The sequence below is a fragment of the Pantoea sp. BL1 genome, assembly GCF_000963985.1.
Taxonomy (GTDB): Bacteria; Pseudomonadota; Gammaproteobacteria; order Enterobacterales; family Enterobacteriaceae; genus Pantoea; species Pantoea rwandensis_B.
The window spans coordinates 98,726-113,647 of sequence record NZ_JZRH01000001.1; the positions used below are offsets into that span (position 1 = coordinate 98,726).

16 protein-coding genes are annotated in these 14,922 nt (G+C 52.9%); 8 read left to right on the plus strand and 8 right to left on the minus strand.

The genetic code is table 11. The annotated features are described in order from the left end of the window. Positions 1 to 41: 41 nt before the first annotated feature. Complete coding sequence (locus tag VH86_RS00450; protein WP_045831631.1) at positions 42 to 941, plus strand: DMT family transporter; 900 nt, start codon at positions 42 to 44, stop codon at positions 939 to 941. 37 nt (positions 942 to 978) lie between these two features. Here the strand turns inward: VH86_RS00450 and VH86_RS00455 are convergent, their stop codons facing one another. Further along, positions 979 to 1,218: a hypothetical protein gene (locus tag VH86_RS00455; RefSeq protein WP_034825199.1), complete on the minus strand. Its 240-nt coding sequence runs from the start codon at positions 1,216 to 1,218 to the stop codon at positions 979 to 981. A gap of 265 nt (positions 1,219 to 1,483) precedes the next feature. Between VH86_RS00455 and VH86_RS00460 the strand changes: the two genes are divergently transcribed. Both VH86_RS00460 and VH86_RS25840 read left to right on the plus strand, forming a co-directional pair. After that, positions 1,484 to 2,701, plus strand: a complete 1,218-nt coding sequence (locus VH86_RS00460; protein ID WP_038645634.1) for an MFS transporter — start codon at positions 1,484 to 1,486, stop codon at positions 2,699 to 2,701. A gap of 284 nt (positions 2,702 to 2,985) precedes the next feature. Next, complete coding sequence (locus tag VH86_RS25840) at positions 2,986 to 3,135, plus strand: hypothetical protein (protein ID WP_166934934.1); 150 nt, start codon at positions 2,986 to 2,988, stop codon at positions 3,133 to 3,135. A 67-nt stretch (positions 3,136 to 3,202) separates the two neighbouring features. On the opposite strand, the gene VH86_RS00465 is transcribed toward VH86_RS25840, so the two are convergent. From VH86_RS00465 to VH86_RS00480, 4 genes are all read right to left on the minus strand, one after another. Further along, a complete protein-coding gene (locus VH86_RS00465) occupies positions 3,203 to 3,484 on the minus strand; it encodes a lipoprotein (RefSeq protein ID WP_038645632.1) in 282 nt (93 codons plus the stop codon). Between the two features lie 255 nt (positions 3,485 to 3,739). Beyond that, complete coding sequence (locus tag VH86_RS00470) at positions 3,740 to 4,543, minus strand: hypothetical protein (protein ID WP_038645628.1); 804 nt, start codon at positions 4,541 to 4,543, stop codon at positions 3,740 to 3,742. Positions 4,544 to 4,552: 9 nt separating this feature from the next. Beyond that, the gene (locus VH86_RS00475; RefSeq protein ID WP_038645626.1) at positions 4,553 to 5,005 is read right to left on the minus strand and encodes a universal stress protein; all 453 of its coding nucleotides are present in this window, start codon (positions 5,003 to 5,005) and stop codon (positions 4,553 to 4,555) included. Positions 5,006 to 5,012: 7 nt separating this feature from the next. After that, entirely contained in the window at positions 5,013 to 5,798 is a 786-nt protein-coding gene (locus VH86_RS00480; protein ID WP_034825209.1) for an IclR family transcriptional regulator, read from the minus strand. 150 nt (positions 5,799 to 5,948) lie between these two features. Between VH86_RS00480 and VH86_RS00485 the strand changes: the two genes are divergently transcribed. The 3 genes from VH86_RS00485 (at position 5,949) to ypdK (ending at position 8,861) form a co-directional block, all read left to right on the plus strand. Further along, on the plus strand, positions 5,949 to 7,550 hold the full coding sequence (locus VH86_RS00485) for an MFS transporter (protein ID WP_045831559.1): 1,602 nt from the start codon (positions 5,949 to 5,951) through the stop codon (positions 7,548 to 7,550). Between the two features lie 5 nt (positions 7,551 to 7,555). After that, positions 7,556 to 8,584, plus strand: coding sequence for an HlyD family secretion protein (locus VH86_RS00490; protein WP_045816621.1), 1,029 nt, complete (start codon positions 7,556 to 7,558; stop codon positions 8,582 to 8,584). A gap of 202 nt (positions 8,585 to 8,786) precedes the next feature. Further along, on the plus strand, positions 8,787 to 8,861 hold the full coding sequence (gene ypdK, locus VH86_RS25590) for a membrane protein YpdK (protein WP_100701370.1): 75 nt from the start codon (positions 8,787 to 8,789) through the stop codon (positions 8,859 to 8,861). A gap of 40 nt (positions 8,862 to 8,901) precedes the next feature. Here the strand turns inward: ypdK and alaC are convergent, their stop codons facing one another. Together alaC and VH86_RS00500 are read right to left on the minus strand one after the other, a co-directional pair. After that, a complete protein-coding gene (gene alaC, locus VH86_RS00495; RefSeq protein WP_045831560.1) occupies positions 8,902 to 10,140 on the minus strand; it encodes an alanine transaminase in 1,239 nt (412 codons plus the stop codon). A 118-nt stretch (positions 10,141 to 10,258) separates the two neighbouring features. After that, positions 10,259 to 10,783 carry a GNAT family N-acetyltransferase gene (locus VH86_RS00500; protein WP_045816619.1) on the minus strand — a complete coding sequence of 175 codons (525 nt, stop codon included), beginning with the start codon at positions 10,781 to 10,783 and terminating at the stop codon, positions 10,259 to 10,261. 583 nt (positions 10,784 to 11,366) lie between these two features. Between VH86_RS00500 and VH86_RS00510 the strand changes: the two genes are divergently transcribed. After that, positions 11,367 to 13,058, plus strand: coding sequence for a sensor histidine kinase (locus VH86_RS00510; protein WP_045831632.1), 1,692 nt, complete (start codon positions 11,367 to 11,369; stop codon positions 13,056 to 13,058). After that, entirely contained in the window at positions 13,055 to 13,780 is a 726-nt protein-coding gene (locus VH86_RS00515) for a LytTR family DNA-binding domain-containing protein (protein ID WP_045831562.1), read from the plus strand. Before VH86_RS00510 ends, VH86_RS00515 begins: the two co-directional genes overlap by 4 nt. A 33-nt stretch (positions 13,781 to 13,813) precedes the next feature. Here the strand turns inward: VH86_RS00515 and glk are convergent, their stop codons facing one another. Beyond that, positions 13,814 to 14,779, minus strand: a complete 966-nt coding sequence (glk, locus tag VH86_RS00520) for a glucokinase (protein WP_045816616.1) — start codon at positions 14,777 to 14,779, stop codon at positions 13,814 to 13,816. Positions 14,780 to 14,922: the final 143 nt, after the last annotated feature.

The window sequence follows — 14,922 nt, forward strand, 5'->3', positions numbered from 1 at the left end:
TTCGTCACACTTCGGGCAATGATTTTGCTGGAGAGTTTACGATGAACATCATGTTGTACCTTGCGGTTGTATTGATTTGGGGCACCACCTGGATCGCCATTTTTCTACAACAAGAGGCTGCCAACACGCCAGTCCTGGTGGCGGTATTCTGGCGCTTCTTACTGGCATCGGTATTGATGTTAGTGATCCTAAAGCTGATTAAACGCCTGCGCCCACTGGATAAGCAGGATCACCTTTTCTGCTTACTGCAAGGCTGTTGCGTATTTGGCTTCAACTTCGTTTGTTTCTATCATGCGGCAGCGTGGATCAGCAGTGGCCTCGAATCGGTCATCTTCTCCATGGCAGTGTTATATAACGCGCTTAATAGCTGGATCTTTTTCCGTCAGCGCCCACCGTTTCGCCTGTTACCCGCGGCCGTGCTCGGCTTGGGGGGAATTATTGCCTTGTTCTGGAATGACATTCAGGCAGCGCACCCGGCTCCGCAACTGCTATGGGGCGTTGGGCTAAGTGCTTTGGGCACGCTTGGATTCTCTTTGGGTAACATGATTTCAACTCGCCATCAGCGCCGTCAACGTGATGTGCTGACCACCAACAGCTATGCCATGTTATATGGTGCAATCGTTATGGCAATCATCGCACTACTGAATGGCGATTCATTAGCACCTGCGCTGAATCTGCAGTGGCTCGGTTCGATGAGTTATCTGGCCATTTTTGGTTCGGTGCTGGGATTTGGCGCTTATTTCACGCTCGTCGGTCGTATCGGAGCCAGCCAGGCCGCCTACTGCACACTGCTTTTCCCATTGGTGGCACTGACGTTGTCGACCATTTATGAGGGATATCAGTGGCACAGCAATGCCATCGTGGGTCTGGCGATGATTCTGATGGGGAATATGGTGATGTTTGTGCGCTGGCCCACGGCACGCAAATTACGCCTGGCCTAAATAGCGAGAGCGGGCATTGCGCCCGCTCTTTGGTCCTCTAGCGCCAGCCCTGAACGCCGATATTGAGCTGGTGAGGTTTATTGATGGCTTTTCTGGCAATCCAGTAAAGCAGAACGCGTTCATCATCTCTGTCGCGATCGGCCATAGCCAGTAATTTCAGCGACAGCGTGGATTTATTCACAGGCTGATGCTCATCGCTTAACTCGATCACCGCCTGACCGATGATGCAGCAAACTTCATCCTCGCTTGACGCGGATTCATATGCTCGGTCTGTCATATTTCCTCCTGTTAGTGAATTTTAATCCTGGCAAAAATCGGTCATCTTGCAGCAAAACTGGCGCGCTTATCACACCTGGTTACACATGTTTACCCATAGCAACCGCCACGCTTAAATTGACATCCCAATGGCCTAATGCCATTCATACCCGTTTTACTGCATTTCATTCCCTCGTCCTGTCTCTTGATGCCCTGCTTCGCCACGCGCGCGCGTAAGCTGCCTATTATCGCTGCAGATTCCGCATTCCCTGAGGGGAGAGATAAAAATGAAAACAGAAATATCCGCGCAGTTGCAGCGCACCCGCATGCTTACCCTTATCGGCACTATTATCACGCAGTTTGCTCTGGGCTCGGTCTATACGTGGAGCCTGTTTAACGGCCAGTTGGCACATAAACTCGATGCTCCCATTAGTCAGGTCGCTTTTTCATTCGGTTTATTAAGCCTGGGGCTCGCGATTGCATCGTCACTGGCGGGGAAATTACAGGAGCGCTTTGGTGTGCGTAACGTCACCATCGGCGCCGGTATATTGATGGCGATTGGCTTCTGGCTTACCGCTCATGCCGATAACCTGATGATGCTGTATCTCAGCGCCGGCATCCTGGTCGGTTTAGCGGATGGCGCAGGATACCTGATGACGCTGTCAAACTGCGTGAAGTGGTTCCCGGAGCGTAAAGGGTTAATTTCCGCCTGCTCAATTGGCGCTTATGGCTTAGGTAGCCTGGGTTTCAAATTTATCTGTGGCGCGTTGCTCAGCACTTACGGCCTGGAGAACACCTTTATGATTTGGGGCGTGCTGGCGATGAGTATGATCATTGTGGGTGCGCTGATGATGCGTGATGCCCCGATCCAGCAAAGCAGCGGTAACGAGAAATTGCAGGAAAAAGATTACACGCTGGCGCAATCCGTGCGCTTGCCACAGTACTGGATGCTGGCACTGATGTTCCTCACTGCCTGCATGAGCGGACTGTATGTCATTGGCGTAGCGAAAGACATCGGCGAAGGCATGGTCCATCTGACCACGCAAACCGCCGCCAATGCCGTGACTGTCATCGCGATTGCTAACCTGAGTGGCCGCCTTATTCTCGGCGTACTCTCCGATAAAATGGCACGTATTCGCGTCATTTCACTGGCACAGATCGTTTCTCTGGTGGGCATGAGTATTTTGTTGTTTACCCGGATGAATGAAACCACCTTCTTCCTGTCACTGGCCTGCGTTGCCTTTAGCTTTGGTGGCACCATCACCGTGTTCCCTTCTCTGGTCAGCGATTTCTTCGGTCTTAATAATCTGACGAAAAATTACGGGCTGATTTACTTGGGATTCGGTATCGGCAGCGTGATGGGTTCACTGGTGGCTTCCGTGTTTGGTGGTTTTACCGTGACCTTCAGCTTGATCATGACACTGCTGGTGATTTCACTGGTGTTGTCGCTCAGCATCCGTCTGCCAAATCGTCAAAACGTCAGTGAACCTTTGCTGCATAATTAATTCCCACAGATGCCGCATCACTTTGCGGCATCTATTTTCTCCTTCTTTCCTGCATAATGTTTTTGAAGTTGAGAACGGCTGTTATTTAGGATTGCATTTCAGACTATTCGCGTTATTATCATCAGGCATTCGGTTTTATCTGATTGGTTTATTTCCCGCCTTGACGTTTTTAGCTTTAAATTGACATATCTGGTAATAGATCCAGAAATAACTCTACATTTACTGCATCTTCACTCCACTTTTCCCCGGTAATCTGGCTTCATTGGAAAAGAGGAGGACTCTCCATGAAAACACTTATTAAAGCTGCTTCGGTTGTTGCCATTATGACGATGTTGAGTGGTTGTATCGTTCATGACGGATATGGTCGCGGACCGGGCTGGGGGCACGGTGGCGGCTGGCATCATGACCATGGTTATCATGGTCGCCATTGGTAATTGGGCAAAGCACACACAGCACATAATAAAAAAACAAAAAGGGCGGGAATTTATCCCGCCCTTTCTTTTAGCTTTTTACCGCGTAATTACATTGATACCAGGCTTTCTTTAATCCGGGCAAATGGCTGTCCTGTGCCGGCAGCGATTCCACTTTATCAAATCCACGTTGGTTACAATAATTCGCCAGATCGACTTCCATCGCATCTTTATTCAACGTTTGCGGGTCATAACGATATTGCACGGTATTTGAGCTTTTATCTTCATCGACACGTTCAAATCCACCGGGTTTGCTGACACTACAACCGGCCAGCATAAAAAGCGCGAGTGCGCTAATCAGCATTTTTTTCATTAGGGTGTCCTCTTCCAGGCGAAGCAGTCTAAATGCCTATGCCGCACGCATCTATAGGAAACTGGCGCGAAATAGTCATTTTGAAAAAGTTTTTACCAATCAAATCAATAAAACCAAACGGTTTTTCATATCACTTAACCGATGCCATGATGCTTTCAGACAGCACGAAGTCTGCACCACACCAGGTGACACGAGAAAAACAAACGGAAAGTGACCATTATGCCCGCGCTGAGCGGGCTTTTTTTACGCGTAAACCTAACCGGTAAGGCTGACCATTTTACGCAAAAGGTTGGCGGACTGTTTGGCAGGCAATGCGAGAATACCACTGTAAAGATCAATCGACATGGCACACATGGCGCTGCGATCGACGGCAGTATCAGCAGGCATGTTGAGTTGCTGAAGTTTATCACCCCACTTGCCGTAAAGTTTCTCCACGACGCTTTGCAAATCACGTTGTGCGCCCTGCTGATCAATCGGACGCTCTTCGCCGGTGCTGTTTTGCAGGAGCAAATCTAACGCCTGTGCATCACGCTGGTATAACGTCGGTGACAGCGCTTGTTGCAGATTGATGCCGCCATTTACCTGCGGGTAAAGGAAGCGAAAGCAGCGTTGTGGCTCCGGTTGCTGCAGTGCCTGCATCTCCTGCACTGACACGCGCAAATAATTGAGCAGCGTTTCGTCGTCTGCACGCGCCATACGCTGATTTACCAGATCCATTAACCATCCACGCAACTCGCCCAGTGCCTGATCCGCAGGCACCCCTTCCATACGCTTGTGCAGCAACTCACGATTAAGCATTTGCCACAGCGCTGGCTCCTGTGTTTTTAACTGACGATAGCCTGGCGCGAGGCTTAATTGGTTTGCCACCTCGGTTTCCAGCGCCTGTCGCTCCTGCCGTGGATGCAACCAGCTGAACCACAGCATATTCGCCAATACGAGTGGCAGTAAAAACAGCACGAGCCCCTGCCATAAGCGCAGTGCGGTGGTGCGAATCAGAACGATGATAATCACCGCCAGCAGCGCAAACGCCGCCAGCGTGATAGGTAAGAGGGAAAACATGGAGCGTGATTAATCCTTGCGAACGTCAATCAGAACCGGGCAGTTGGCGCGCTCAATCACAGCCGCACTCACCGAACCTTTAAGTAAGCGATTGAAAGGAGAGAGATGACGGCGACCGATGATGATCATGCTGGCCTTCAATGCATTGGATTGTGCCACAATGGTTTCCGCTGCTTCACCGGCCAGAATCAAACCTTTGGCAGCCACACCGGCACGCAGTAGCGGTGCCAGGGCGTGACGCACCACCATTTCAGCGGTGTTTTGTTCATCTTTTGCCGCGACGAAATCATCCGGATCTTCGCCCGCATCGATTTCGATCGGTTGATTGCAGGAGGAATAAGTGGGATCGACACAGCACAACACCGTGACCTGAGCCTGTTGTGCCAGCGCCTGTTCAATAGTTAACGCGATGACTTTTTCTGCCACCGGTGAGTTATCGATGGCCATCAGCAAGGTTTTCATCAGTTGGTTATCCTTCCACAGCGGTCATTTTGCCAATTTCGCGAATCAGCGCCTCTTTGCATTTCATGATTTCATCACGATAGCGTGCTTCCTGTTTATGAAAACGCGCCGTCGGCACCAGCAGCGAAATGGAGAAGCGACCAAACAGCGTGTCGATCGCCACCGCCATGGTGGAAATGCCTTCCAGCGTTTCGCCACGATCGATGGCCAGACCGCTGTTACGCACTTCAGCAATCAGCTCCAGCAACTGCGGCAGGGTTTTCACCGTCATTTCGGTCAACTCTTTATAGGCTTCGCCGACCATCACTCGCACATCTTCATCACTTTCCAGTGCCAGCAGTGCGCGACCGCCTGAAGTGCTATAGAGCGGAAGGTTCAATCCGATGCGTGGCACCACGCGCAATTCCCGGGATGCCACCACATAGTGAACAATCGCCAACTGCGTGCCACTGGCGCGCGCCAGCGAGACGGTCTCGTTAATATCGGCTGAGAGTTGTTCCAGAAACGGCCGGACAATTTCGACCACATCACTGTGCACGCTGGAAATCAGTTTGAGCAGAGCCGGTCCCAGACGCAGCCCGCCTGCCCCGCTGCTGCGCACCAGTTGCGCACTGTCGAGTGCGGCGATAATACGCTGCACCGTTGAACGTGGCAGATCGACCACCTGCGCAATTTCGCCCAGACTCATGCCACCCGGATGTTCACCCAGCGCATTCAGAATTTTTGCCGCACGCGCGATGACCTGAATGCCACCCGCTTTTTCATCCTCACGGCTTGAGGGAAGTTCAACCATTGTGCGTTCCTTTTTGGCCTGCCCTACTTTAGCGCGAATGACCGCACTTTTACACCCTGTATCACATTGCAATACATCATACCGAGATGTAAGATGCGACATGTATCACATCGCAATACACTGCATCAATAATAAAACGAGACACCTGCTATGAACGCCCAGCCTGTTGCGGCTCCGGCTCCCCATCCGTTTACCCTGCGCCTGGCGCTGGGGTTGGTTGGCGTGCTGATTGCTGCGCTCACCTCCGGATTAAATGACCGCGTGACGGATATTGCGCTGGCGGATATCCGTGCCGCTATCGGCATTAGCTACGATCAAGGCAGTTGGATCATCTCCGCTTATCAGGCCGCAGAAGTGACCGCGATGATGATCGCACCGTGGTTCGCCGTGACCTTTTCCCTGCGTCGTTTTGCTTTGGCTGTTTCCGCTGGCTTTATGCTGTGCGGTTTACTGCTGCCTTTAACGCCGAACGCCACACTCTTTATTGCGCTGCGCGTGATGCAGGGGTTGTTTGGCGGTGCATTGCCACCGTTACTCATGACCGTGGCACTGCGATTTCTGCCGCCACCGATCAAGCTTTATGGCCTTGGTGCCTACGCGCTGACCGCCACCTTTGGTCCCAATCTCGCCGCCACGCTCGCCGCTTTCTGGACCGATGAGGTGAGCTGGATGTTTGTGTTTTGGCAGGTCATCCCCAGCATGCTGATCGCCATGCTGCTGATTGGTTGGGGCTTACCGCAAGACCCGCTGCGCTTCGAGCGTTTCAAACAGATCGATCTTTTCGGCATGCTCACCGGCTGCTCAGGCATGGCACTGCTGATTCTGGCGCTGACGCAGGGCGAACGTCTCGACTGGCTCAGTTCACCGCTGTTTGCGGCGCTATTATTGAGCGCGCTGGCATTGCTAACTGTGTTCTTTATTAATGAATGGTTTCACCCGCTGCCACTGTTCAAACTCCAGATGCTGCGTCGTCACAATCTCACGCACGGATTGCTGGCGCTGGCAGGTGTCTTGATTTTGTCACTTTCCGGATCGGCGCTGCCTTCAGCTTATCTTGGCCAGGTGGAGGGATTCCGCACGCTGCAGTTCGCGCCGCTGGCATTAACCATCGGCTTGCCGCAATTACTGATCGCCCCACTGGTGGCGGCACTGCTGAATATCCGCTGGATTGATTGCCGCTGGATGCTGACCGCTGGCGTGGCGCTGCTGGTGATCTCCTGCCTGATGGGCATGCATATCACCAGCGACTGGGCGCGGCAAAATTTCTGGCTAATCCAGATTTTGCAGGCCTTCGGTCAACCGATGGTGATTTTGCCGGTATTGATGAGTGCGACCAGCGTGGTTGCGCCACCGGAAGGCCCTTTTGCCTCCGCGATGTTTAATACGGTGCGCGGCTTCTCGAGTATTGCCGCCAGCACCCTGGTGGGGTGGTTTATCAGTCACCGGGAACAGTTTCACTCCAGCGTGCTGGTGGGCAATGCCGCCAGTCGCCCCTGGCTGATGACCGCGCCCAGCAGCGCCCAATCCAGCAGCAGTTTCCCTTTATTACCTGATGGCAGCGCCAGTAGCGCAGAGAACCTTAGCGGTTTCGCAACGTTACTGAAACATCAGGCGATGGTGCTTAGCCTGAGTGACTGTTATCAGATGCTGATTGGCTTCGCTGCCCTGCTGCTATTGCTGACTGCCTGGCTGCCAAAACGTGTCTGGCCGCCACAAACCCTGATTCAACCTGTTACGACGACGTCGAGATAACTGATATGCAAGCTTTTGCTTTGAAAAGAACGGTACTGTTGAGTGCCCTATTAATCGTGTTGCTGGCCATGGCTTTTTTTGTCTGGTCATCAATGACCGGGAATGATCACCGAACGGATGATGCTTACGTCAATGCGGATTACACTCTGGTGGCACCCAAAGTGTCCGGTTATATCGCCAGTGTGAATGTGCAGGATAACCAGCGAGTAAAAGCGGGCGAACTGCTGGCCACACTGGACGATCGCGATTACCGCGTGGCGCTGGAAACGGCGCAGGCGAATTTGCAGGTCAGCGATGCCAAGCGCCTGAGCAGCCAGGCTCAACTGGAGCAGCAGCAATCAACGATTGATGAAGCCAAAGCGACCTTAGCGGCGAGCCAGGCGTCAGCGCAATATGCCGGACAGAGTGCGGCGCGTTATAACCAGCTGTATAAAAGCGGCACTATTGCTGCTGATGAGCAGCAGAAAGCCAGTTCAACTCAGCGTTCAGCATCCGCTGCGGTGCGCCAGAGTGAAGCGGCGCTGGCAGCCGCAATGAAACAGGTTGGCGTGTTGCAAGCGGCCGTGCGTCAGGCAGAAGCCGATGTGACGGCGGCGCAGGCCAGCGTGGATCAGGCGAAATTAAATCTTTCTTACACGCGGATTGTGGCGCCGGTAGAGGGTATGGTGGGTCAGCGTTCGGTGCGATTGGGCGCTTACGTCAGCGCCGGAACCCGTTTGCTGGCGGTAGTGCCCTTACAGCAAACCTATATCACCGCCAACTATCTTGAAACTCAACTGGCAGATGTCCAGCCTGGGCAGAAAGCGGTAGTGAGAGTCGATGCATTGCCTGGCAAGACCTTTACCGGTCATGTCGACAGCATTGCACCGGCGACAGGCGCGACCTTCTCCGCCATTTCACCGGACAATGCCACCGGTAATTACACCAAGGTCGTGCAACGTTTACCGGTGAAAATTGTGCTGGATGCCAACCAACCCGATCTGGCACAACTGCGTGTGGGCATGTCCGCGATACCGGAAATTGAAGCGCGATGAAAATGTGAGCAATCTCTCAGAAATGGCCTATTTATTTTCGGATCGATTGCGCGTAAATTAGCGCTCGATCCTGTTCTGAGTTCGCTTGGAACCACCTGAGAAGAAAGCGTGCAGCGGTTATGAACTTCACCTTTCTCTTATTCTGTTCGGGTTACGCTGGAGTGGGATCACCAGCATGGTAACCGCTCAGAGGAGTCATTTTGTGAGATACGCTTTGATGGGAGTTTCTTTCTTCCTGTTAATCTGGGTAGGCACCTTCGTGCTGATGCTCAAATAAATCCTGCCAGGCGGGGCGACCAAAGTCGCCCTTCTTAGTTTTACTCTTCTTCTTCTTCCAGCGCTTTTACCGTTCCCGGCAATATACCATCCGCGCGGAACATCGCTTTGATGCCACGTACCGCCTGACGAATACGATCGCTGTTTTCAATCAGGGCAAATCGCACATGGGTGTCACCGTAGTCACCAAAGCCGATGCCCGGTGAGACGCACACTTTGGCTTCCTGCAACAGCAGTTTAGCGAACTCCAGCGAACCAAGATGCGCGTAGTGATCGGGAATTTTCGCCCAGACGTACATCGAGGCTTTTGGCAGATCGACCATCCAGCCCGCCTCATGCAGGCCTTTCACCAGCACGTCACGACGGCGTTTGTACTGTTCAGCGATATCACGCACGCATTGCTGATCGCCTTCCAGTGCGGCAATCGCCGCAACCTGCAGTGGGGTGAAGGTGCCATAATCGTGGTAACTTTTGATGCGCGCCAGTGCAGACACGAGCTCTTTGTTACCCACCATAAAGCCGATACGCCAGCCTGCCATGTTGTAGCTTTTTGACAGGGTAAAGAATTCCACCGCCACGTCGCGCGCGCCCGGCACCTGCATAATCGACGGCGCTTTCCAGCCATCATAGGTGATGTCGGCGTAAGCGAGGTCGTGGATCACCAGCACGTTGTACTGTTTCGCCAGCGCTATCACCCGTTCGAAAAAGTCGAGTTCAACACACTGTGAAGTGGGATTGGATGGGAAGCCGAGGATCATCATCTTCGGTTTCGGGTAACTTTCACGGATGGCGCGTTCAAGCTCGTTGAAGAAGTCAACGCCTGCCACCAGCGGTACGGAACGCACTTGCGCACCGGCGATCACCGCGCCGTAGATATGAATCGGATAGCTCGGATTTGGCACCAGTACGGTGTCGCCATGATCGAGCGTCGCCAGCATCAGGTGTGCCAGCCCTTCTTTGGAACCGATGGTGACAATCGCTTCTGATTCGGGATCGATCTCCACCTGATAGCGATCTGCGTACCAACGCGAGATGGCGCGACGCAGGCGAGGAATGCCTTTCGAGGTGGAGTAACCGTGCGTGTCTTCGCGTTGCGCTACCTGACAGAGTTTTTCCACGATGTGTGGCGGCGTAGGGCCATCCGGGTTCCCCATCGAGAAATCGATGATGTCTTCGCCACGCCGACGCGCAGCCATCTTCAATTCAGCGGTGATGTTAAATACATACGGGGGAAGGCGTTCAATACGCGAGAAACGACGGGGTGTGCTGTTATCAGCCATGATGTCCTCTGGTTTACGTAGGCGCCCGGACCGTCCGAGCGACGCTGGTCACTGCGGTGACCGAAGAAAGAACATAACGCGCTGATAACAGAATTGTCGAGAGCAACAGAATATTTTTTTAATTTTGTGGATTCAGGCGACCCAGCACCCAATCGTTTACCCATTGGTCGTTTAGCAGATAATTATCCCGCAGCGTGCCCTCTAACGCGAAACCATTCTTTTCCAGAATGCGTCGGGACGGCCAATTCCCCTCTATGACCAGAGCTTTGAGTTTATGAAATTCTGCCTGTAGCAAGAAGTCGCACAGTGCCTTGAGCGCTTCACTGCCGTAGCCGTTTCCAGTGAAACGATGGCAGAGCATGTAGCCGACCTCGGCCTGCCGATAAGGCTGCCATTCGGCACTGCATCCGAACAGGCCAATGGGTTCATTGGTTTCGCGCAAGCGCGCCACCAGGCACAGCATGTGGAAGCTGGTGACTTGCCAGGGTGCGAGGCGTTCAGTAAAGCGCTGACGAATGTCGTTTTCGTCAGGGATTTCACTGACCCAGGTCATGGTGCCGGGATCTTCATGTACCGCTTTGAAGATTTGCCAGTCTTCGGGTTGTAAGCGTGTCAGGGACAAGCGAGGGGTAAGAAGTTGCATTGCTGCGCTCCGCGAAATAACTCATGGCAACATAGCAAACCGAGTCATTGACAACCAGCGTTCCGCGCAGGGATAACTAATCCTCTTTTTGTTACTCAAGTTTTCCTCTTTTTGGGAATTTAAGGAGATTGAGGGAGTTGGGAGCTGGGAGTTGGGAGTTGGGAGCTGGGATTTGCTGTTGGTTGGGAGCCAGGGCCAGAACGGACCAGCCCGATCGCAAAGACAAAACGCATCCGTGCAGATCGGCTGGGCCATCCATGGCCCAGACGCTTTGCTCTTCGGGCTGGTCCGCTCTGGCCTTGAGCTGAATGCGTTGCTGTTTCAAAAACGCGCGGAGGATGCTGGAGAAATTGGCAGGCTATTGGAAGCGCTTTGCTCTTCGGGCTGGCCCGCTCTGGCCTTAATCTGAATACGTTGCTGTTTTAAAACCGCGCGGAGGATGCTGGAGAAATTGGCAGAAAATTGATCTAAACCATGAGAAGCGTTTTGCGGGTGTCGCGGCGCTGGCAGATCTTGATCACATTTTTTATCATAACCTCACCCAGGTTCACTCCGAGAGATGCCCTTGCCTTCCCACTTTGACATGCTGCTGGCGGTATTTGACCGCGCTGCGCTGATGCTGATTTGTCTGTTCTTCCTTACCCGCACGCGGGTATTCCGTCAGCTGCTGCAAAAAGATGAGCATTCGATCAAAGAAAAGGTGGTGGTGACGGCGATTTTCTCGTTGTTTGCGCTGTTTAGCACCTGGTCCGGCATTAACGTAGATGGTTCGCTGCTGAACGTGCGTGTGATAGCGGTGATGTCCGGCGGCATTCTGTTTGGCCCCTGGGTTGGCATCGCGACAGGGGTGATCGCAGGCATACATCGTTATCTGATCGATATGGATGGTGTCACGGCCGTGCCTTGCCTGATTACCAGTATCATTGCCGGTGTCGCTTCTGGTGTCATTAATCGCCGCGTGAGCAAAGAGCAGCACTGGCGCGCCGGTATTCTTGGCGGCATGCTGTGCGAAACCCTCACCATGGTTCTGATTGTGTTATGGGCTCGACCGATGGCACTGGGCTTTTCCATTGTTTCTGAGATCGCTTTACCGATGATTCTCGGCGCATCGAGCATTGGCTTGATTGTGCTGTTAGTGCAGAGCGTGGAAGGGGAAAAAGAGGCGATTGCCGCGCGCCAGGCCAAGCTGGCACTGGAGATAGCCAATAAAACTCTGCCGCTGTTTCGTCAGGTGAATAGCCAGTCACTGCGCCAGGTATGCTCGATTATTCGTAGCGATATTCACGCCGATGCCGTGGCCATCACCAATACCCAACAGATTCTCGCCTATGTCGGTTACGGTGAGCATAACTATCAAAATGGGGATGATGGCATCAGCCCCACTACCGCGCAGTCAATCGCGAGCGGCAAAATCATCATTAAGAATAATGATGAAGCCCATCGCACCAAAGATATTCACTCGATGCTGGTTATTCCCCTTTGGGAAAAAGGGGAAGTAACGGGCACACTAAAAATCTATTATCGTCGTGCGCATCGTATTACCGGATCGCTGAAAGAGATGGCTATAGGTTTGTCGCAAATTATCTCTACCCAGCTGGAGGTATCACGTGCAGAGCAGTTACGTGAGATGGCGAATAAAGCCGAGTTGCGCGCGTTGCAGAGCAAAATTAACCCGCACTTCCTGTTTAACGCGCTGAATGCCATCTCCTCTTCCATTCGTCTCAATCCGGATACGGCACGCCAGTTGGTGATTAATCTGTCGCGCTATTTGCGCTACAACCTTGAGCTTAACGATGACGAGCTGATCGACATTAAAAAAGAGCTGTGGCAGGTGAAGGATTACATTGCCATTGAACAGGCGCGCTTTGGCGATAAGCTCTCGATGATTTATGACATTGATGAAGATCTGCACTTCACGCTGCCAAGTTTGCTGATTCAGCCTTTGGTGGAAAATGCCATTGTGCACGGGATTCAGCCCTGCCGTGGCAAAGGTGTGGTGACGTTGAGTGTGAAAGATCTCGGGGAGAGTGTTCGTGTTGCGGTGCGTGATACGGGCGCAGGTATCAGTGAAGAGGTGATTGGCCGGGTGGCACGCGATGAGATGCCGGGTAACAAAATCGGCCTGCTTAATGTGCATCATCGGGTGAAGCTGCTTTCCGGCCAAGGTCTGAGCATCACTCGTCATCATCCGGGCACGGAAATCGCCTTCACTCTGAGCAAAAACGGTCAGCGCATGGCTGCACCGTTGAGCCATATCACGGAACCCAGCGCGTGAAAGCCATTATCGTCGAAGACGAGTTTCTTGCTCAGCAAGAACTGAGCTGGATGATCCAGCAGCACAGTCAGATCACTATCGAAGCCTGTTTTGATGATGGGCTGGAGGTGCTGAAGTATCTGCAAAACCATCGCGTCGATGTCATCTTCCTCGACATCAATATCCCTTCGCTGGATGGCATGCTACTGGCACAAAACATAAACCAATTTGCGCATAAGCCGTTGATAGTGTTTATCACCGCATGGAAAGAGCATGCGGTGGATGCTTTTGAACTGGATGCGTTTGACTACATCCTCAAGCCCTATCATGAGTCGCGTATTATCACCATGCTGAACAAGCTGGAGGCCAGCGCACAGCAGCAACTCGCACAGCCGTCCACTCAGCAAAGTGCGCCGCAAACCGTTAACCTGGTGAAAGATGAGCGCATTATCGTGACAGATATCAACGATATCTATTATGTTGAAGCGCACGAAAAACTGACGTTTGTTTATACCCGCCGCGAAGCGTATGTGATGTCGATGGCGATCAGTGAATTCTGCAATCGCCTGCCAGAACCGCTCTTTTTCCGCTGTCATCGATCGTACTGCGTCAACCTCAGCAAAATTCGTGAGATCGAGCCGTGGTTTAACAATACCTATCTGGTGAAGTTACGCGATTTGGATGCGCAAGTGCCGGTGAGCCGCAGCAAGGTGAAGGCGTTTCGCCAGTTGATGAGGTTGTAAAGCGAGCAGCAGGACGCTGCTCGCCTGAACAGATTACAGCACGCGACCCAGTGTCTGGCGCAGATGTGCGCCCGCGCCCAGCAGGCCTGGCTGATCGTGCGTGATCATATACACCGGGATATCGACCAGATAATCACGGAAGCGGCCTTTATCTTCAAACGCGGCGCGGAAGCCGGAAGCTTTGAAGAAGTCGAGGAAGCGCGGCACAATTCCCCCTGCGATATACACGCCACCAAAGGTACCAAGATTGAGCGCCAGGTTGCCGCCGAAACGCCCCATGATCACGCAAAACAGTGACAGCGCGCGACGACAATCGATGCAGCTATCTTTCAATGCACGCTCGGTGACATCTTTCGGCTTGAGGTTTTCAGGCTCACGGCTGTCAGATTTGACGATGGCACGATAGAGATTCACCAGACCGGAGCCTGACAGCACGCGCTCTGCCGACACATGACCCAGCTCCGCGCGCAGCACTTCAAGAATCTCGCCCTCTTCTTCGCTGTTCGGGGCGAAGTCAACGTGCCCACCCTCTCCCGGCAAGCTGATCCAGCGTTTATCAACGTGCACCAAATGGCTGACGCCCAATCCGGTGCCGGCGCCATAAATGGCAATCGGTTTGCCTTCGACCGGCGCTTTGCCACCAAATTGAATCACTTCATTGTCGGTCAGCATCGGGATTGCCATCGACACGGCGGTGAAATCATTAATGATTTCCAGGCTGTCGAATGCCAAATGTTCTTTCATCTCACGTGTTGAGAATGCCCAATCGTGATTGGTCATCTCCACCCAATCACCGGTGATAGGACAGGCAATCGCGATACAGGCATGCTTAATGTCCAGCTTTTGCTCGTCGAGATAAGCACGAATCACCGCTTCAAGATTGTCGTAGTCTGATGTTGAGAATGTTTTGGCCTGGGAGATGGCACCGGTTTCCACCTCACACAGGGCGAGACGGGCGTTGGTACCGCCCACATCGCCGACCAGGGCGTATTTTGTCATTCTTCTGCTGCTCCGCTTGGGTCATAAACAATTGCAGGACACTATATAAGAGCCTGCCAATAAAACAATAACGCCCACCAGCACGATGGGCGTAAACACTTCGGGTGCGTGCCACAGCCTGACAATCAGCGGCTTCACTGTAT

Coding starts and splice junctions, on each gene's coding strand:
- VH86_RS00450 (WP_045831631.1), top strand. CDS start 42: ATGAACATCATGTTGTACCTTGCGGTTGTATTGATTTGGGGCACCACC.
- VH86_RS00455 (WP_034825199.1), bottom strand. CDS start 1,218: ATGACAGACCGAGCATATGAATCCGCGTCAAGCGAGGATGAAGTTTGC.
- VH86_RS00460 (WP_038645634.1), top strand. CDS start 1,484: ATGAAAACAGAAATATCCGCGCAGTTGCAGCGCACCCGCATGCTTACC.
- VH86_RS25840 (WP_166934934.1), top strand. CDS start 2,986: ATGAAAACACTTATTAAAGCTGCTTCGGTTGTTGCCATTATGACGATG.
- VH86_RS00465 (WP_038645632.1), bottom strand. CDS start 3,484: ATGAAAAAAATGCTGATTAGCGCACTCGCGCTTTTTATGCTGGCCGGT.
- VH86_RS00470 (WP_038645628.1), bottom strand. CDS start 4,543: ATGTTTTCCCTCTTACCTATCACGCTGGCGGCGTTTGCGCTGCTGGCG.
- VH86_RS00475 (WP_038645626.1), bottom strand. CDS start 5,005: ATGAAAACCTTGCTGATGGCCATCGATAACTCACCGGTGGCAGAAAAA.
- VH86_RS00480 (WP_034825209.1), bottom strand. CDS start 5,798: ATGGTTGAACTTCCCTCAAGCCGTGAGGATGAAAAAGCGGGTGGCATT.
- VH86_RS00485 (WP_045831559.1), top strand. CDS start 5,949: ATGAACGCCCAGCCTGTTGCGGCTCCGGCTCCCCATCCGTTTACCCTG.
- VH86_RS00490 (WP_045816621.1), top strand. CDS start 7,556: ATGCAAGCTTTTGCTTTGAAAAGAACGGTACTGTTGAGTGCCCTATTA.
- alaC (WP_045831560.1), bottom strand. CDS start 10,140: ATGGCTGATAACAGCACACCCCGTCGTTTCTCGCGTATTGAACGCCTT.
- VH86_RS00500 (WP_045816619.1), bottom strand. CDS start 10,783: ATGCAACTTCTTACCCCTCGCTTGTCCCTGACACGCTTACAACCCGAA.
- VH86_RS00510 (WP_045831632.1), top strand. CDS start 11,367: ATGCTGCTGGCGGTATTTGACCGCGCTGCGCTGATGCTGATTTGTCTG.
- glk (WP_045816616.1), bottom strand. CDS start 14,779: ATGACAAAATACGCCCTGGTCGGCGATGTGGGCGGTACCAACGCCCGT.